We start from the raw sequence: 17,127 nt of genomic DNA, 5'->3' as shown, positions 1-17,127 counted from the left end.
GCATCGATTCTGCTCAAGCGGGGGCTGATCGGCTTCCGCTTCATCCAGTGGGGAAAGGGTGAGCACATGGCTACACCGACCGCTCAGGCACCGTGGGCGATGGGGCTGGTCACCGACCGGCTGCCCATCGGCCCGCCGTCGTACGCCACGGTGGTGCTGGACGGGGCCACGCAGACCGCCCGCTACACCGACGCCGCCGGCCAGGTCGTGGAGATGGGCAAGCACGGCACGTCGAAGACGACCGGCACGGCGTCGATGTCCGGGGGCGGGGACGGGCAGAACCCGCAGCCGCAGACCCAGGACGACAACACCACCGACTACGAGTCGGACTGACCGATGGCCTCCACCGTCCTGGTCGTCACCGCGCTGGAAGACGTCACCGCGGACTGGGTCATCGCCGCGCTGAACGAGCGTGAGGTGCCCGTCGTACGCGTCGACCCCGCCGATATCGGCACCGGGCTGACCTTCGGGGCCCGCATCGAGGCGGGGGCGCCCTCGTGGGGCGGGCGACTGCGTACGGCGAGCCGGGAGGTGGAGCTGGGGGAGGTGGCGGCGGTCTACTACCGCCGCCCCACCCCCTACGCCGCCCGGTATCAGCATCTGCCCCCGCAACAGCGGGAGTTCGCCGCCGCTGAGGCGAGGCACGGGCTCGGCGGCATCCTGAACACCCTGCACGGCGCCGTCTACGTCAACCACCCGGCAGCGGTGACCCGCGCGGACTTCAAGCCCGCCCAGTTGCAGAGGTTCACCGAGCTCGGGCTGTCGATCCCGCCGACCCTGGTCACCAACGACGTCGAGGCGGCCCGCAAGTTCGCCGCCGAACACGGCCCCGTCATCTACAAGACATTCCGTGGCCTGCCCCGGGACGAAGACGGGCACACCGGCGCGATCTGGGCCCAGCGCATTGATCCCGAGACCTTCGATGACTCCCTCGCGGTGACCGCCCACCTGTTCCAGGCCGAGATCCCCAAGACCGGGGACGTGCGGGTCACCGTGGTCGGCCGCCGTGTCTTCGCCCAACAGATCGCCGCCCCGGACGGCGCCTTGGACTGGCGCCGCGGCAACTGGGACGACCTGATCCACGCCCCCATCACCGTGCCTGCCTCCATCGAGGCCGCGCTGCACAGCTACCTGGCCTCGTTCGGCCTGGTCTTCGGCTGCTTCGACTTCGCCCTGACCGGCGACGGAGATGCCCCGGAACACTGGACGGCGATCGAGTGCAACAGCAACGGGCAGTGGGGCTGGCTACCCGACGCGCCGACCATCACCGAGGCATTCGCCGACATCCTGAGCAGGAAGGAGGCGGGGCCGAGATGAGTATGCCCGCCGACCTTGAGACCGACTCCGTCCGCCTGCGCGAGGCGATGGCCAAGGGCCTCGCTGCCGACGGCGTCCTCGCCGATCCGGCCTGGCGCCAGGCCGTCGAGGCGGTGCCCAGGCACCGGTTCGTGCCCGGCTTCTACCTGCCCGCCGATGAGCGTGACGAGCAGGGCCTGACGGTGTGGGAGCCGGTCACCGCCGAACTCGATTACGGCCGCTGGCTGGCCGCCGCGTACTCCGACACCACGCTGATCACGCAGTTCGACGGTGAGGAACCCGACTGGAAGGCCCCCGTCGTACGCCACGGCGGAGCCCCCACCTCCTCATCCACGCTGCCCTCGCTCGTCGTGCGCATGTGGGCGGACGCCGAGGTCACCGACGGGCACACGGTGCTGGAGATCGGCACCGGGACCGGCTACTCGACCGCGCTCGCCTGCGAACGCCTCGGCTCCGCCGACGTCACGTCGATCGAGGTCGACGGCCGCCGACTGGAGCAGGCGGCGAGCGCGCTGTACGGCCTGGGCTACACCCCGACCCTGGCGGTGGCGGACGGACTGTACGGGTACTGGCCCGAAGCATCGTTCGACCGGATCGTGGCCGCCTGCTCCTTCCGCGCGATCCCGCCCGCTCTGCTCGCGCAAGTACGGCCGGGCGGGAAGATCCTGCTCACCCTGTCGGGCTGGCTCTACGGATACGCCCGCGTCCTGCTGACGGTGGCCGAGGACGGCACCGCCGAGGGCCGACTGCTCGGCGGCACCGTGTCGTTCATGTCAGCGCGTACGCACGCGGCGCCGGTGTTCGGCAACCCCGCCCACTGGGCCGCGGGCCTGCCCGACAAGCCCCGCGCCACCCCGCACAGCCCGGAGCGGATCGCGGCCGCCACCGAGGAAGCGTTCCACCTGCGCTTCCTCGCCCAAAGCGCTGTGCCCGACGCGCAGATGACGACCGTCGGCGAAGTGGTGCACCTGGTCGACGTCGTCACCGGCTCCGCCGCCACCCTCACCCCCGCAAGCCACGGATGGGCCGTGCGCGAGGGCGGCCCGGTGAAGCTGTGGGAACGGATCGAGCGCGTCCTGGACGCCTACGACACGGCCGGCAGGCCGGGACCGGAGACGTTCACGCTGCACGTCTACGGCGGCGGGCAGCACCTGCGGCACCCGCAGATGCCCGACCTGCCGCTGCCGAGGCCCTGACGCGGGCCGTACGCTCCAGGCGCCGGACGGGGAGAATGACGGCCCCCGTCCAGGCGCCAGAAGCGGGTGCCGAGTCGCAAGGCGAGCACGGCGCTCAACTGCCGCCGGTGTGTTCCAGCAGTTGTGCTTCCAACTGGGCGATGCGGCGGTCCTGGAACCTGTTGTTCGTCCGAGTAGCCTGCAGTCGCTCCTCCATCTGCCGCTGGTCCTGGGACAGTTGCTGAACTCGCTGCTTGAGTTGCGCGTTTTGCTCGACCAGGTGTGTCACAGACTCGTCCGACCAGCGGGCCTCCAGGTCGCGGATCTGACCGAGCAACTGGCCCATGCGGGAGCGCTGTCTTCTGATCTCCGCGTGTGCGGTCTTGAGCCCGTCTTCGGCGTTGAGCGCGCGTTCACGCCAGGCCACCTCGGCCTCGCTGCTGTGCTGCCGCTCTGGTCGGCCGGCTCCTTCGCCCCGCTCCCGTGCGGTCTCGATCAGCTTCCTGGCCTCGGGGTTTTCGTAGAGGAAGGTGCGGGAGACGCCAGCCTTGCGGGCGACGGCCTGGAAGCTGACTGCGGTGTGTCGATGCCGCAACTCGGCGACGGTGGCTTCGATCCGCTGGAGCATGTCCTTGACGCGGCGTTCACGGGCGGCCAGTGCGGCGGCCGTGCGCGGCGGCGAGGCCGGTGCGCTCATGCCGACCGCCTCTCCTCGGCGTCGCCCTCGTCATCGTGCTCGGCCGTGTCGTCAGCGGCGGCAACGAGATCAGTGGCCTTGAAGCCGATGTTCCACAGGCGCTCGAAGTGGGGAGAGTGTCACTCTGTTCCGTAAGTGCCTGAAAGAGTATGAAAATGAATGCTAACCAGAACGAGCACACTCTGAGCTGGGCCAAGTCCAGCTACAGCAACGGGCAGGGTGGCGAGTGCCTTGAGTGGGCCCCGGAGCACGCCCGGACGACGGGTGAGGTCAAGATCCGCGACAGCAAGGCCGTTGACGGGCCGCACCTCACAGTGAGCCGCGCGGCTTTTACCAGTCTCGTCAGCCTCGTTCGCGACGCCGCGTAGAGCCCGCCAGCAGTCAGCCCCGCCGCCTCTGAAGAGAAGCGCGGCGGGGCTGACTGCTGCTTGGAATCGGGCGAGGTTACTCGGTCGCTCGTTGGGCAGCCCGCACCCCTCGCAGGCCGATCATGCCCACGGCAGTACCTAGGATGAACGACGTGATGGCCAACGCGAGGTGGACCCAGAAGTACGCCGTGGGGTTGCCGTCGTCGAACGCCAACCCGCTGGCGTCCTCGAAGAGATTCTTGATGAAGGTCACCCAGATCACCCAAGACCAGGCGCCGAAGGCGAGCAGGAACCAGGAGGTGCGGCGGCTGAGCTTCATCGGGGTGCGTCCTCTGTGGGCGGGGCGTCGTGCCAGGTCAGTATCCGCTCAGCGCCTCCACGAGGGGATGGTGGGGGTACTGGTTACTTGCGTATGGACCACTTTCGTCAAGAACCTGATCAAGGACGGCAGTGGTCTCGCCTTCGAGGACGGACATCCCACGGCCTACTTCTGGGTGCACCTGACCCTCGCCGTCGTTTCCTTCGTATTGGGGACGGCCATCGGGCTCATCGGGTTGCGTTCCCTGCGTGCGTTGCGCGCCACGTCGTAGCGGATCGAGCCACACAAGTGACCGTCACTCAAGTGACCGTGGGAACAAGGGGTTTACGTCAGTCATGGTGATCGTCTTCGGTGTGCTCGTGCTCGGTGTCCTGGTGGCCGGCAACTGGTACCTGTGGCGCCGGCTCTTCCGCGACACGACCCGGGGTCCGGGCTGGGCGCGCCGAGGGGGCGCCGTCCTGATCGCGGCCGGCTGGATCCTCGCGATCTCGGCCCTGGTCGCCGAGCGCGCGGGCGCCCCGTTCTGGCTCCAGCGCGTCCTGGCCTGGCCGGGCTTCCTGTGGCTGGCCGTGGCGATGTACCTGCTGCTGGCGCTGGTGGCGGGCGAGGCCGTACGTCCGCTGTTGCGGCTGTTCCTGGAACGCCGGACGGCCCGCCGCACCGCCGACCCCGCCTCCAGCCCCGCCTCCGAGCCCCTGAAGGCCCCCCAGGAGCCCGCCCGCACCCTCTCCGAGGTCCCGGCCACCCCAGACGTCTCCCCGGCCCCTGAACCGCCCCAGACGGCCTCCGGCCCGACGGCCCCTGAACCAGCGACCACGTCTGCTCCCTCCCCCCTCGCCACCCCCACCCGCCGCCTCTTCGTCTCCCGAGTCGTCGCCGGCGCCGCGGCGGCCGCCGCCGTGACCACCGTCGGCTACGGCACCTACGGCGTCCTGCGCGGCCCGAAGGTGAAACGCGTCACGGTCCCCCTGGCGAAGCTGCCGCGTGCCGCGCACGGTTACCGGATCGCCGTCGTCAGTGACGTCCACCTCGGCCCGGTCCTGGGCCGGGGTTTCGCGCAGAAGGTCGTCGACACGATCAACGGCACGCAGCCCGACCTGATCGCGGTCGTCGGCGACCTGGTCGACGGCAGTGTGAAGGACCTCGGCCCGGCGGCGGCGCCGCTCGCGCAGCTCAGAGCCCGGCACGGCAGCTACTTCGTCACCGGCAACCACGAGTACTTCTCCGGCGCCGAGCAGTGGGTCGACGAGGTGCGCCGCCTGGGCCTGCGCCCGCTGGAGAACCAGCGCACCGAACTCCCGTGGTTCGACCTGGCCGGGGTCAACGACCTCGCGGGCGAGAGCGAGGGCCAGGGCCCGGACTTCGCGAAGGCGCTCGGCGACCGCGACACCGCGCGCACGTGCGTGCTCCTTGCCCACCAGCCCGTGCAGATCCACGACGCCGTCGACCACGGCGTCGACCTCCAGCTCTCCGGCCATACGCACGGGGGCCAGCTGTGGCCCGGCAACTACATCGCGGCGGCGGCCAACCCCACGGTCTCCGGCCTGGAGCGGTACGAGGACACCCAGCTGTACGTCTCCAACGGCGCGGGCGCCTGGGGCATGCCCACGCGCGTGGGCGCGCAGTCCGACGTCACCGTGATCGAGCTGGCGTCCCGTCAGGCCTGAAACCGGACCGAAACAACTGTTCGGGTAAGTTCTCCCTCATCTCATCCGATTAGCCTTCCCTGGGTGAAAGCGTGTGTGATTAGGTGACCCGGCCACTTGAGGGAGTGGCCTATTTCTCGTAAGCACTGGGCCCCTCGGCGGGCCTGGGGAGGCAGGGCACCACCATGCGATCTGTTCGCATGCGGATCATCGCGGCGGTCGCCGTACTGGCCGCCGTCGGCGTGGGCGGGTGGCAGTTGCTGCCGTCCAGCGGCGACAACGACAAGACCATCGTGGTCGGGACGACGGACTCGATCACCTCGCTCGACCCGGCGGGTGCCTACGACTCGGGCTCCTGGGCGCTCTACAGCAACATCTACCAGTCGCTGCTCACGTACGAGCCGGGCGGCGTCGAGCCCGTCCCGGACGCGGCCAAGAGCTGCGGCTTCGAGGGCGGCGGGCTGACGACGTACCAGTGCGAACTGCGCGACGACCTGAAGTTCCCGAGCGGGCGCAAGGTCACCGTCAAGGACGTCAAGTACTCCATCGACCGGATCAAGGCGATCAACTCCCCGGTCGGTCCGGCGCCCCTGCTGTCCAACCTCAAGTCCGTCGACACGGACGGTGACAACGTCGTCTTCCGGCTGTCGTCCGGGGACGCGACGTTCCCGTTCAAGCTGGCGACCGGCGTCGGCGCGATCGTCGACAGCACCAAGTACCCCGAGAACAAGGTCCGTACGGACGACGGCGCCGACGGCACCGGCCCGTACACGCTCACCGGGTACACCAAGGACGAGAAGATCACCCTTGAGCCCAACGGCAGCTACAAGGGCGCCTTCAAGGCGGGCAAGCCCGTCGAGCTGCGGTACTACGCGGACTCCGCGAAGCTCCAGGCGGCCTGGAAGGCGGGGGAGGTCTCCGTCGCCACCCGCCAGCTGCCGCCCAAGATGCTCGCGTCGCTCAGCGCCAGCGACACCACCCAGCGGGTCACCGAGGCCGAGAGCTCCGAGACGCGCAACCTGTACTTCAACGTCCGCGAGGGTTCCCCCCTGCGCGACGAGCGCGTGCGCCGCGCCCTCGCCTGGCTCGTCAACCGCCAGGAGATCGCCACGTCCGTCTACGACGGCACCGTCGAGCCCCTGTACTCGCTGATCCCGACCGGCATCACCGGGCACTCCACGTCGTTCTTCGACGCCTACCCCCAGCCGGACGTCGACAAGGCCAAGCAGCTCCTGAAGGCGGCCGGTGTCAGCACCCCCGTCACGTTCACCTACGGCTACGGAAAGCGCGGCGCGGCCGAGCCGGAGGCCGCCGAGCTGAAACGCCAGCTCGAAGCGGGCGGCCTGTTCAAGGTGGACGTCAAGGGCTACGAGTGGTCCGAGTTCAAGAAGCAGTGGGCCGACGGCAAGCTCGACGCGTACGCCGTCGGCTGGGTCGCCGACTACCCGGACGCCGACACCTTCGCCGCCCCCCTCGTCGGCACCGGCTCCACCATGAACACCGGCTACAGCAGCAAGGCCGTCGACAAGCTCATCCTCTCCAGCCAGCAGTACGCCGACCGCAGCCGCGTCTCCACCGACTTCCGCCGCCTCCAGGACGACGTCGCCCAGGACGTCCCCGTCATCCCGCTGTGGCAGCGCAAGGAGTACGTCGTCGCCACCGAGGACGTCGGCGGCAGCCAGTACCTGGCCGACGGCAACGGCGTGTTCCGCCTGTGGAGCCTCAACTGGATCTAGGAGCACTCCCGCGGGCGCTCCGGTAGCTCGACCGTCACCGTCAGGCCCTCTCCCGGGGCCGTCTCGACGGTGACGGTCCCGTCGTGGGCCTCGGCGACGCCCTGGACGATCGCGAGGCCCAGGCCGCTGCCGGCGGCGGTGCCGGTGCGGAAGAAGCGGTCGAAGACGCGGGCGGCGCTGTCGGGCTCCAGCCCCGGGCCCTTGTCGGCCACCCGCAGGGTCACCCCGGTGTCCGTCCGGCACACCGACAGGTGCACGGGGACGTCCGGCGGGGTGTGGGTGCGCACGTTGGAGAGCAGGTTGCCGAGGATCTGGCGCAGGCCCGACTCGTCGGCGTGCAGGAAGACGGCGCCGGAGGCGTCCACCGTCAGGGGCCGCGCCGGCTGCTGGGCGCGCAGGTCCTGCGCCGCGTCACGGACCAGGCGGGCGACGTCCACCGGGCGCAGCCGCAGCTCGGGGTGCTGGTCGAGGCGGGCCAGCGTGAGGAGTTCGTCCACCAGCCGCCCCATGCGGTCCACCTCGGCGTTCATCCGGTCCCAGGCGCGCCGCCGCTCGCCCTCCTCGCGCAGCATCCCCCGGTCGTACAGCTGGAGATAGCCCCGGATCGCCGCCAGCGGCGTCCGCAGCTCGTGGGACGCGTCCGCGACGAAACTGCGCAACTGGGCCGCGCTGCGCTCGCGCGTACGGTGGGCCGTCTCGACCTGGTGCAGCATCGAGTTGAGGGCCAGCCGCAGCTGCTCCACCTCCTGCGTCGCCTCCCGGCTGGAGGGCACCCGCCGCGTCAGATCACCCTCGGCGATCGCCGACGACGTCTCGACCATGTCCTCAAGGGGCTGCATCCGCCGCCGCACGCTGAACAGCGTCAGACACGCGAGCAGCGCCAGCAGCAGCCCCCCGACGGCGAGATCGGCCTTCAGCGCCTTCGCCATGCCCTTGTGCAGGCCGTCGGCGGAGGCCGCCATCACGATGACCGTGCCGTCCTTCAGGCGTGTGGCCGTCGCCCGGTAGGGGGCGCCGTGCAGCTCGACGTCCTGGGGTGTGCTGCCGCGCACGAGTTCCGCGGGCGGCCCGACGGCCTCGGCGATCCCCTTCTGCGGCTCGGTCGGCCCGACCCCGAACAGCGGCAGCGCGTTCCCCCGCTCGTCGAGGACGGCGAACACGGAGTCCGGGGTCGACGGCTCCTGAGCCCGCTCGGGCTGCATCTGGTCGCGGATGAACGCCAGGACGGTCAACGAGTCGATGTCCCGCAGAGTGAGCTGCGAACTCTCCAGGGAGGCCCGCGTCTTGGTCAGCCCCGAGTCGATCTGTCCGATCAGGTAGTGCCGCATCGCCATCAGGCTGACGGCGGTCGCCGCGGTGATCCCCAGCGCCAGCAGCGCCACATTCGCCAGCGTCAGCTTCACCCGCAGGGAACGCATCGCCCACGCGCGCGGGAGCCCCATCACACCAGTCCCCTCACACCAACCCCGTCACGCCAGCCCGTACCCGACCCCGCGCCGCGTCGTGATCAACGGCGGCCCCAGGGCGGCCAGTTTGCGCCGCAGATAGCTGATGTACGTCTCGACGACGGTCGACTCGGGCGGCGTGTGCTCGTACTGCCAGACGTGGCGCAGCAGTTGCTCCTTCGGCACGACCTGCCCGCCGTTGCGCACCAGGAACCGCAGCAGCGCGTACTCCGTCGGCGTCAGCTCCACCGTGCGCCCCGCGCGGTGCACGCTGTACGTCGTCTCGTCGAGTTCGAGGTCCCCGTACCGCAGGGGCGGGCGCTGTGGCAGGACGTCGTCCGCGCGCGTGCGCCGCAGCACCGCGCCCACGCGCGCGACGACGACGTCGATGTCGAACGGCTTGGTGATGTAGTCGTCCCCGTACGACAGCGCCCCGACGATCTCGGCGGGCGAGTCGCGCGCGGTGAGGAACACGATCGCCAGGTCGGCCCGGCGCGCGCGCAGTTCACGCCCCAGGGCGCGCCCGTCGCCGTCCGGGAGGATCACGTCGAGCAGCGCGACGTCGGGCCGGGTGCGGCCGGCCAGCGTCAGGGCCTCGCGGACCGTGCCCGCGACCATCACCTCGAAGCCGTGGAAACGCAGGGCGATCGCGAGGACGTCGGCGATGCTCGGTTCGTCCTCCACGACCAGCACAGTGCCCGGGGCCGTCGTCATGCCCCCAGTATCGGCGCCCCCACCGACAGCCGTCCCGGGTTTGTCTTTGGAGTTCCTTGAGAGTCGCGCCCAGTGGATGTCCAGGCGCGCGTGCTCCTGTCGATGCTGTCCGTCAGGACCTGGGGGACCGACCGAACCGACCGGAGAAGAAAAGGAGTTGAAGCGTGGCGGCATTGGCACGCTGGTGCTATCGGCACCGGCTGGTGGTCCTGTTGCTGTGGGTGGGGGCACTGTTCGGGATGGGGTTCACGGCTTCGACGGCCGGCTCCGACTACGCGAACGTCTTCTCGCTCCCGGACACGGACTCCAAGAAGGCGTACGACCTGATGGAGAAGGCGTTCCCCGCACGCGCGGGCGACACCGACACGGTCGTCTGGAAGACCGACACAGGCACGGTCCGCGACGACGCCGTACGGCAGCGCGTCGAACCCGCGCTGAAGGAGATCGCGGCCCTGGACGGCGTCGGCGACGTCGCCGGCCCCTACGCGGGCGCCTCGGGGGCCGCGCAGATCAGCCGCGACGGGACGATCGCCTACGCGCAGGTGACGTTCACGCAGCAGGCCAACGAGATCCCGAAGGAACTCATCGAGAAAGTCGTGGACGCCGCTCAGGCGGCCGAACAGGAGGGGTTGCGGGTCGAGCTGGGGGGCCAGGCCATCCAGCGCGTCCAGGAGCCGCCCACGGGCCTTGCCGAGCTGGTCGGGCTCGCCGCGGCGGCCATCGTCCTGTTCCTCGCGTTCGGCTCGCTCTTCGCGATGCTCCTGCCGATCGCCATCGCCGTCTTCGGCGTGGGCCTCGGCCTGTTCGGCACGCAGCTCCTCAGCCACACCACCGACATCCCCGACCTCGCCCCGCTGTTGGCCACCCTGATCGGCCTCGGCGTCGGCATCGACTACGCCCTGTTCATCGTCACCCGCCACCGCAAGGGCGTCCTGCGCGGACTCGACCCCGAGGAGGCGGCCGTCACCGCCCTCAACACCTCCGGGCGCGCGGTGCTCTTCGCGGGCGGCACCGTCTGCATCGCGCTCGCCGGGATGCTCGTCACCAACCTGCGCTTCCTCGACGGCGTCGTCATCGGCACCTCCCTCACCGTCGTCCTCAGCGTCCTCGCGGCGACGACCCTGCTGCCCGCGCTGCTCGGCTTCCTCGGCGCGCGCGTGCTCAGCCGCAAGCAGCGGCGCCGGCTCGCCGCCGAAGGGCCCGAGCCGGAGCGGGCCAGCGGGCTCTCGGCGCGCTGGGCGGCGCGCGTCCAGGCCGGGCCCCGCAAGATCGCCGCGCTCGCGCTCGCCGTCATGGTCGTCCTCGCGCTGCCCGTGCTGTCCCTGCGGCTCGGCGCGACCGACCAGGGCAACGACGACACCTCCACGACGACCCGCCAGGCGTACGACCTCCTCGCCGAGGGCTTCGGGCCCGGCTTCAACGGGCCCCTCCAGGTCGTCGCCGACGGCGGTGACACGGGCGCGCTCGTGCGGGGCATCCAGGCGGCCGACGGGGTCGCGCGCGTGGCCGCCCTTCCGCCGGCCCAGGGCGTCACCGTCGTCCAGGTGATCCCCACGACGTCGCCGCAGTCCCGGGAGACCGACGACCTCATCGACACCCTGCGCGACCGGGTCATCCCCGACGCCGGCGCGCACGCGCACGTAGGGGGTGTCACGGCCGTCTCCAAGGACTTCGCGACCGTCACCGGCGACCGGCTCCCGCTGTTCGTCGCCACGATCATCGGGCTCGGGTTCCTGCTGCTCCTGGTGGCGTTCCGGTCGCTGGTGGTGCCGCTCACGGCGGCGGTGATGAACCTCGTCGCCGCGGCGGCCTCGTTCGGGGTCCTCGTCGCGATCTTCCAGTGGGGCTGGGGGCTCGAACTGCTCGGGCTCGGCAAGGAGGGGCCGATCAACGCCTTCCTCCCGGTGATCATGCTGTCGCTGCTGTTCGGGCTCTCCATGGACTACCAGGTGTTCCTCGTCAGCCGCATGCACGAGGAGTGGGTCCACACCCGCGACAACGCGCGCGCCGTGCGCGTCGGGCTCGCCGAGACCAGCCGCGTCATCAACTCCGCCGCGCTCATCATGGTGTGCGTGTTCCTCGCGTTCGTCCTCAGCGGGGACGCCGGGGCCGCCATGGCGGGCGTCGGGCTCGCCGTCGCCGTCGCCCTCGACGCGTTCGTCCTGCGGACGGCGCTGGTGCCGGCGGCGATGCACCTCCTGGGCACGTCCAACTGGTGGCTGCCGGCCTGGCTGGACCGGCGCCTGCCCCACCTCGCGGTCGAGCCCCAGGAGACCCCGCCGGCCGCCCCCGACGGCCCCTCCTCCGTCGTCCACGGCTTCGTCCGCGACACGGCCGGCCTCCCCGTCGGCGGCGCCGCGGTCACCCTCCTCTCCCACGGCGGAGGCCGCCAGCTCGACCACGTCACCACCCTCGCCGACGGCTCCTACATCCTCGCCGTCCCCACCCCGGGCACCTACCTCCTGGCGGTCACCGCGCCCGCGTACGGGTCGTCGGCCCGCCACGTCAACGTGGGCGAGGGACCGGTGGTCCAGGACGTGGAGCTGAGGGAGGGGGAGGTGGTGGGTTAGCGCCCGGCTTCGAGGATCGCGGCGACGTCCACGGTGACGTCGGTGCCGATGGAGCGGGGCAGTGGGGCGACTTCGCCGGGGGAGTAGGGGCGATGGTTCTCGTACCCGTCCCCGGCGGGGTCGCTCAGGACGTGCAGACGCTGGTGATGGCGGTCCACGATGAGATAGACGGGAACCTTGGCAGCGGCGTACGCCTTGACCTTGTAGCGCAGGTCCGTCTTCCAGTTGCTGGAGGTGACTTCCAGGACCAGACGGAAGCAGACCGGTGCGTAGCAGCCGTTCTCGGCGCGGTGGTCCCGATAGTCGGCGTCGACCAGGGAGAGGTCCGGGATCGCGTAGTCCTCGGTGCCGGGCAACCAGATGCCGAGACCCGGGATGATCTTGGACCCGGCCCTGTGCAGACCGGCTTCGGAGAGGACCAGGGCGAGGTCCATCAGAGCTTCCCCATGCGGGCCGTCCGGTGGCGGGGTCACGAGGATCTGGCCTCCGATGATCTCGACGCGGTAGCCCGGATTGCGATCCATGAGCCGGTTCGCCTCCGCGATCAGCGGACGGTCTCCATGGGGCCGCTCGACAGATGCTGCGGACATCGCGTGCCTCCTGTGGGCTGGTGTCGAGAGCATCATCGTAGGCAGGCCCGCCCCCGGATGTCCCGATCGAACGGGTTCACCCGGAAGCGATCACTTGCCCTTTCCCTTGACCTCTGACCCCGGATTCGGGAGCAGCTTTGTCATGCCGGGGAGGAAGTCCGTGAAGAGTTCGTGGACCTCGCGGACCAGGGGGCGCAGGACACGGAAGCGGGAGAGGGCTACGCCGCGGGCGGTGAGGCGGGCGCCGCGTTCGGCGAGGCGGTAGCTGCGTTCGCGGCCCTCCGTACGGTCGAAGATCCAGTAGAGGACGAGGCCCATCTGGGAGAGCCACATCAGCTCGGGGAGGACGTCCTTGAGGTCGTCGGCGACCTTGGTCTTCGCGGCGCCCCGCAGGATCTCGCGGTGCACGGAGATCGCCTCCTCGCGCGCGTGCTCCGACTCCGGTGAGAAGGGACTCAGCGGACTGTCGGGATCGGCGGCGTTCTTGAAGAACTGGACGGCGAATTCGTGGTACGGCGTCGCGAGGTCGAGCCAGAGACGCAGCACCCCGGCGAGGCGGGCCTCGAAGTCGGTCTCGCGGGCGAGCAGCGGCCGCACGGCCGCCCGGTGCTCGGCGGCGAGCCGGTCGTAGAACCCCTGGATGAGGTGTTCCTTGCCGGCGAAGTAGTAGTACGCGTTGCCGACGGAGACCCCCGCCTCCTGGGCGATGGCCCGCATGGTCGTCTTGTCGTACCCGCGCTCCTGGAAGAGCCGCATCGCGGTCTCCAGGATCAGCGCACGGGTCTGCTCGGACTTGCTGGGGGCCACCGCGGGGCCGTCGTTGTTCACGGACACGGTCGCGAGCCTAACCAGTGGCGCAGGAGCCGCCGTCACAGACGTACACCCGCCCGCGCTCACGGAGTTTCGCCGCCGCGAGCACCATCCCGCGCGCGAGCCGCGTCCCGGACGGCGTGGCGAGCCGGTGCGCGAGCGTCCGCCGCCCGCGCAGGGCCCACAGGACGACGACCCAGGCGGCGGCGCCCCGGTAGACCTGGCCCCCGTCGCCGACGACGGTGATCTCGTCGAGCGTCGCTCCGTGGTCGAGGTCGGGGCAGCGCGCCCGCGCGGCGTCGGAGCCGGCCGGCACGAGGTCCAGGGGCACGAGCTGCGGCTGACGGGCCAGCCAGCCGCTGAGGGCCGTGCACAGGCCGCAGTCCGCGTCGTACAGGACGGTGAGCCCGCGGACCGGGACGCCGTGCGCGTCCCGGTCGGCGGCGGCGGTGGCGGTGGCGTTCACGCCTGGGCCGGCTTCGTCGGCGCGACCCACGCCTGCGGCGCGATGGGCGGCACCTCGCGGCGTTCCAGCAGGCCCCGGCGCCGGATGCGGCTGAAGACGTACACGTTGCCCAGGTGCATCGCGCCGAGGACCAGCAGGACGACGCCGAGCTTGGTCGACAGGGCCTCGAAGATCTCCCGGGTGTTCGCCGGGGCGTCGTCGCTGCTCAGGTAGAGGGCGACGAAGCCGAGGTTGACGAGGTAGAAGCCGACCACCAGGAGGTGGTTCACCGCCTCGGCGAGCTTCTCGTCGCCGTTCAGGACGTCCGCGAGGAACAGCCGCCCGTTGCGGCTGAGGGTCCGGGCGACCCAGACGGTCAGCGCGATGCTGACGGCCAGGTAGACGACGTACGCGATGACGGTGCGATCCATGTCCCCACCACTTTCTTGAACGCGTTCAAAACGCTGATGTGGTGACTGTAGACCTATTTTTGAACACGTTCAACACGGGTGTCAGCGGCGGGCCAGCTCCGGGCGCTTCGTGTAGTCCGTGAAGCCGAGGACGTTGCCCCAGGGGTCGGCGATCTCGACCGTCCAGCCGGTCGCCACGGACGCCGGTTCGTCGAGCGGCGCGAGGCCGGCCGCCGTCAGCCTGCGCCCCATCGCGCGCGCGTCCGGCACCTCCAGCCACACGCGCGTGCAGCCCCACGGCGGCGGACGGTGGCCCAGCGCCTCCTCCTGGCGCAGCAGGATCCCCGGCGTCTCGCGCCCCACCTTCAGCAGGGCGATCCCGGCCTCGTCGAACCGGAAGCCCACCGCGAACCCGGCACGCTCGTAGAAGCGCACCGCCTCGGCGATGTCGCCGACCGGCAGCAGCACGTTGTCGAACCCGAGAAGGTCGTACGACTCGTCATCAGACATACCGTCACAATAGGTGCACTCCGTACCGGATCGAGGGCTGCGGCACAGGGATATCGGGCAAGATGACGTGCATCCGATTGTCAGACCCCGGGGGAGCCCCACCGTGACGGAACAGCCGCAGCAGCCCAACCAGCCGCCGGGATACGGCTACCCGGGCGGCAACCCCTACGGGCAGCCTCCCCAGGACAACCCCTACGGGCAGCCCCAGCCGGGCTACGGGTACCAGCAGCCCCCGCAGGGCCAGGGCTACCCGCCTCCGCCGCAGGGCGCCTACCCGCCGCCCCCGCAGGGCTACGGGTACCCCGGGGGCCAGATGCCGCCCGGCCCCGGCCAGCCCGGCGGCTTCGTCCCGCCCGGCACCTACACCGGCGACCCCTACGCCCCTTACGGGTACGACGCCTACGGGCGCCCCTACTCCGACAAGTCGAAGATCGTCGCCGGCATCCTCCAGCTCGTCCTCGGCACCCTCGGCGTCGGCCGCTTCTACATCGGCCACGTCGGCCTCGGCCTCGCCCAGCTCTTCACCTGCGGCGGCTTCGGCATCTGGGCCCTGATCGACGGCATCATCCTGCTGACCGGCAACAACACGACGGACGGGCAGGGCCGGGTCCTCCGTGGCTGAGAGCCTGCCCGGAGCAGGCTCCAAGATGACGTCCTTCGCGCGGGGCCTCCTGCGGCACCCGACGACCGGCCCCCTCGCGGTGCTCGTCGCCGGGGCCGCCGGGGCGGCGTACCTCTACGGCACCGACCCGCACGAACCGGGACACCTGCTGCCGCGCTGCCCCTTCCGGGCGGTGACCGGCCTGCTCTGCCCCGCGTGCGGGGGCACCCGGATGGCGTACGACCTGATGCACGGCCGCTGGGGCGCGGCCTGGCTGGACAACCGCGCGCTGCTCCTCGCGGCGCCGTTCGCACTCGCGCTGCTGGCCCGCTGGATGTGGGAGGGCGCCGTGCGCCGACGGCACTGGCGACCCCGGATGGGCGGGCGGACACAGGTGCTGATCCTGGGCTTCGCGGTCGTCTGGGCCGTCGTCCGCAACCTTCGCTGACGCGACTGCGCGCGGCGCTTCCGGGTTGACCGGGGCTTTCGAAGTGGCCGGAACCGATCGGAAGTTGGCGAAAGCTTTATCACGGTACGGGAACGATAGTTCGACAGAGGTGTCGTTCGGTGACGTCCCGTACTTACGCTCAGCGCTCACACGGGGGGACGGCCGAGTCATGCGCTGACAGGTGCGCGCGCTCCCCGGTTCTCGCATCCAGCAGTCCGTCAGGAGAGCAGTTCACATGACCGTCCCCGTCCCCGGCCCCGAGGCCCCCTACGGCTACGACCCGCAGGGCCGCTCGTACTCCGACAAGTCGAAGATCGTCGCGGGCATCCTCCAGATCTTCCTCGGGTGCTTCGGCATCGGCCGGTTCTACGTCGGCAGCGTCGGCGTCGGCATCGCCCAGCTCCTGACCTGCGGCGGCCTCGGCTTCTGGGCGCTCATCGACGGGATCATCTTCCTCGTCAGCAACGACCGCACGGACAAGCAGGGCCGGGTCCTGCGCGGTTGATCCCCCCCCCGCGGGGTCCAAGGGTCCGCCCCTGATCTTCTCCCAGGGGCGGACCCCTCCGCGGGTCTACGGGCTCAGCAGCCGGCCCGCCGCGGGCCCACCGCGATGCCGGACATCCGCACGTCGTACGACGACGGGCTCGGGTCCGCCTGGTACAGCTGCCAGCCGAGCTTCAGCTTGTCGAACGTGGGGAACACGAAGTCGTCCGAGGTCCCGCCGTGGCTCTTGGTCGACACGGTCAGGTCGGGGTTCTCGACCCCGTCGAAGTACACCGTGACCTTGTTGTCGGACGCGTCCAGATGGAACTCCACGCACTGCCAGACGCCCGCGGCGGCCGGCGCCGAGGTCCGCCAGTTCGTCCAGTCACCGGTCGGGCCCAGGTCCGAGCCGACGCCGTAGAAGTTCCCGTTGTCGGTGGGCGCGTACTGACCGCCCAACGGCCGCACCAGCGTGGGTGAATCGCTGCCGGACGCCTCCGCGAGCGTCCAGTGCGCCCAGTCCGGCTTGACCGGCAGGGCCCCCAGCTTCACCCGTACCCGGGCCCAGAGGCTGTTCGCCGGAAGGTGCTTGAGCGGCAGGACGACGAACGCCTTGCCGTTGCCCTCGGTGTGGAAGAGAAGTTCCTTGCCGGGGCGGCCACTTGTGCTGGGCACCACCGTGATCGTGCTCCCGGCGGACGTCTCCGTCGTCCACGCGGGAGAGGCGCCTGCGGGAGAGGCCGAGGCAGTGGGGGGTATCGCGAAGAGCGCGGCTGCGAGGGCCAGTCCGGCCGTCGCCGCTTTTCTCAGGATTGCCATGCGGCAGAGTCTGGCTTGAACTCT

At 70.7% G+C, this 17,127-nt stretch carries 21 protein-coding genes; 11 read left to right on the top strand and 10 right to left on the bottom strand.

Going from position 1 to position 17,127, the window contains the following annotated elements; genetic code table 11:
* Positions 1-66 precede the first annotated feature (66 nt).
* The 3 genes from IAG44_RS15145 to tgmC are packed head-to-tail and all read left to right on the top strand — an operon-like array spanning position 67 to position 2,513.
* Positions 67-333 carry a putative ATP-grasp-modified RiPP gene (locus tag IAG44_RS15145; RefSeq protein WP_425508452.1) on the top strand — a complete coding sequence of 89 codons (267 nt, stop codon included), beginning with the start codon at positions 67-69 and terminating at the stop codon, positions 331-333.
* Positions 334-336: 3 nt separating this feature from the next.
* Positions 337-1,317, top strand: coding sequence for an ATP-grasp ribosomal peptide maturase (gene tgmB / locus IAG44_RS15140; RefSeq protein WP_187747650.1), 981 nt, complete (start codon positions 337-339; stop codon positions 1,315-1,317).
* Positions 1,314-2,513: an ATP-grasp peptide maturase system methyltransferase gene (tgmC, locus tag IAG44_RS15135; RefSeq protein WP_187747649.1), complete on the top strand. Its 1,200-nt coding sequence runs from the start codon at positions 1,314-1,316 to the stop codon at positions 2,511-2,513. The genes tgmB and tgmC overlap by 4 nt, the downstream gene beginning before the upstream one ends.
* Positions 2,514-2,607: 94 nt before the next feature.
* Here the strand turns inward: tgmC and IAG44_RS15130 are convergent, their stop codons facing one another.
* On the bottom strand, positions 2,608-3,189 hold the full coding sequence (locus IAG44_RS15130) for a DUF6262 family protein (RefSeq protein ID WP_187747648.1): 582 nt from the start codon (positions 3,187-3,189) through the stop codon (positions 2,608-2,610).
* A 149-nt stretch (positions 3,190-3,338) separates the two neighbouring features.
* Between IAG44_RS15130 and IAG44_RS15125 the strand changes: the two genes are divergently transcribed.
* On the top strand, positions 3,339-3,557 hold the full coding sequence (locus tag IAG44_RS15125) for a DUF397 domain-containing protein (protein WP_425508451.1): 219 nt from the start codon (positions 3,339-3,341) through the stop codon (positions 3,555-3,557).
* Between the two features lie 76 nt (positions 3,558-3,633).
* Here the strand turns inward: IAG44_RS15125 and IAG44_RS15120 are convergent, their stop codons facing one another.
* Positions 3,634-3,876, bottom strand: coding sequence for an SCO4848 family membrane protein (locus IAG44_RS15120; protein ID WP_187747646.1), 243 nt, complete (start codon positions 3,874-3,876; stop codon positions 3,634-3,636).
* 67 nt (positions 3,877-3,943) lie between these two features.
* On the opposite strand from IAG44_RS15120, the gene IAG44_RS43535 reads away from it, so the two are divergent.
* The 3 genes from IAG44_RS43535 to IAG44_RS15110 all read left to right on the top strand — a co-directional run bounded on the left by IAG44_RS43535 (position 3,944) and on the right by IAG44_RS15110 (position 7,258).
* Complete coding sequence (locus tag IAG44_RS43535; RefSeq protein ID WP_246561732.1) at positions 3,944-4,147, top strand: SCO4848 family membrane protein; 204 nt, start codon at positions 3,944-3,946, stop codon at positions 4,145-4,147.
* 64 nt (positions 4,148-4,211) lie between these two features.
* Positions 4,212-5,543 carry a metallophosphoesterase gene (locus tag IAG44_RS15115; RefSeq protein WP_187747645.1) on the top strand — a complete coding sequence of 444 codons (1,332 nt, stop codon included), beginning with the start codon at positions 4,212-4,214 and terminating at the stop codon, positions 5,541-5,543.
* Positions 5,544-5,707: 164 nt separating this feature from the next.
* On the top strand, positions 5,708-7,258 hold the full coding sequence (locus IAG44_RS15110) for an ABC transporter substrate-binding protein (RefSeq protein ID WP_187747644.1): 1,551 nt from the start codon (positions 5,708-5,710) through the stop codon (positions 7,256-7,258).
* Here the strand turns inward: IAG44_RS15110 and IAG44_RS15105 are convergent.
* Positions 7,255-8,700, bottom strand: a complete 1,446-nt coding sequence (locus IAG44_RS15105) for a sensor histidine kinase (protein WP_187747643.1) — start codon at positions 8,698-8,700, stop codon at positions 7,255-7,257. The two genes, IAG44_RS15110 and IAG44_RS15105, sit on opposite strands and share 4 nt — an antisense overlap.
* A 27-nt stretch (positions 8,701-8,727) precedes the next feature.
* On the bottom strand, positions 8,728-9,417 hold the full coding sequence (locus IAG44_RS15100) for a response regulator transcription factor (protein WP_187747642.1): 690 nt from the start codon (positions 9,415-9,417) through the stop codon (positions 8,728-8,730).
* A 173-nt stretch (positions 9,418-9,590) separates the two neighbouring features.
* Here IAG44_RS15100 and IAG44_RS15095 point away from each other — a divergent pair, with 173 nt between their 5' ends.
* Positions 9,591-11,987, top strand: coding sequence for an MMPL family transporter (locus IAG44_RS15095; RefSeq protein WP_187752695.1), 2,397 nt, complete (start codon positions 9,591-9,593; stop codon positions 11,985-11,987).
* Here the strand turns inward: IAG44_RS15095 and IAG44_RS15090 are convergent.
* From IAG44_RS15090 to IAG44_RS15070, 5 genes are all read right to left on the bottom strand, one after another.
* Positions 11,984-12,577 carry a Uma2 family endonuclease gene (locus tag IAG44_RS15090; RefSeq protein WP_187747641.1) on the bottom strand — a complete coding sequence of 198 codons (594 nt, stop codon included), beginning with the start codon at positions 12,575-12,577 and terminating at the stop codon, positions 11,984-11,986. The genes IAG44_RS15095 and IAG44_RS15090 overlap by 4 nt on opposite strands.
* A gap of 90 nt (positions 12,578-12,667) precedes the next feature.
* A complete protein-coding gene (locus IAG44_RS15085; RefSeq protein ID WP_187747640.1) occupies positions 12,668-13,411 on the bottom strand; it encodes a TetR/AcrR family transcriptional regulator in 744 nt (247 codons plus the stop codon).
* A 10-nt stretch (positions 13,412-13,421) separates the two neighbouring features.
* Positions 13,422-13,853, bottom strand: coding sequence for a thiol-disulfide oxidoreductase DCC family protein (locus tag IAG44_RS15080; protein WP_187747639.1), 432 nt, complete (start codon positions 13,851-13,853; stop codon positions 13,422-13,424).
* Positions 13,850-14,263, bottom strand: coding sequence for a hypothetical protein (locus IAG44_RS15075; protein ID WP_187747638.1), 414 nt, complete (start codon positions 14,261-14,263; stop codon positions 13,850-13,852). The genes IAG44_RS15080 and IAG44_RS15075 overlap by 4 nt, the downstream gene beginning before the upstream one ends.
* An 81-nt stretch (positions 14,264-14,344) precedes the next feature.
* Positions 14,345-14,752, bottom strand: a complete 408-nt coding sequence (locus IAG44_RS15070) for a VOC family protein (RefSeq protein ID WP_187747637.1) — start codon at positions 14,750-14,752, stop codon at positions 14,345-14,347.
* Between the two features lie 103 nt (positions 14,753-14,855).
* Here IAG44_RS15070 and IAG44_RS15065 point away from each other — a divergent pair, with 103 nt between their 5' ends.
* The 3 genes from IAG44_RS15065 to IAG44_RS15055 all read left to right on the top strand — a co-directional run bounded on the left by IAG44_RS15065 (position 14,856) and on the right by IAG44_RS15055 (position 16,306).
* Positions 14,856-15,374, top strand: coding sequence for a TM2 domain-containing protein (locus IAG44_RS15065; protein ID WP_187747636.1), 519 nt, complete (start codon positions 14,856-14,858; stop codon positions 15,372-15,374).
* 25 nt (positions 15,375-15,399) lie between these two features.
* Entirely contained in the window at positions 15,400-15,801 is a 402-nt protein-coding gene (locus tag IAG44_RS15060; RefSeq protein WP_187752694.1) for a DUF2752 domain-containing protein, read from the top strand.
* Between the two features lie 235 nt (positions 15,802-16,036).
* Positions 16,037-16,306 (top strand): TM2 domain-containing protein, encoded by a 270-nt coding sequence (locus IAG44_RS15055; RefSeq protein WP_187747635.1) that lies wholly within the window; start codon positions 16,037-16,039, stop codon positions 16,304-16,306.
* A 74-nt stretch (positions 16,307-16,380) separates the two neighbouring features.
* Here IAG44_RS15055 and IAG44_RS15050 read toward each other — a convergent pair whose 3' ends face one another.
* Positions 16,381-17,103 (bottom strand): LamG domain-containing protein, encoded by a 723-nt coding sequence (locus IAG44_RS15050; RefSeq protein ID WP_187747634.1) that lies wholly within the window; start codon positions 17,101-17,103, stop codon positions 16,381-16,383.
* Positions 17,104-17,127: the final 24 nt, after the last annotated feature.

The sequence above is a fragment of the Streptomyces roseirectus genome (genome assembly GCF_014489635.1).
GTDB lineage: Bacteria > Actinomycetota > Actinomycetes > Streptomycetales > Streptomycetaceae > Streptomyces > Streptomyces roseirectus.
This window is presented reverse-complemented; position numbering and strand designations above follow the sequence as displayed.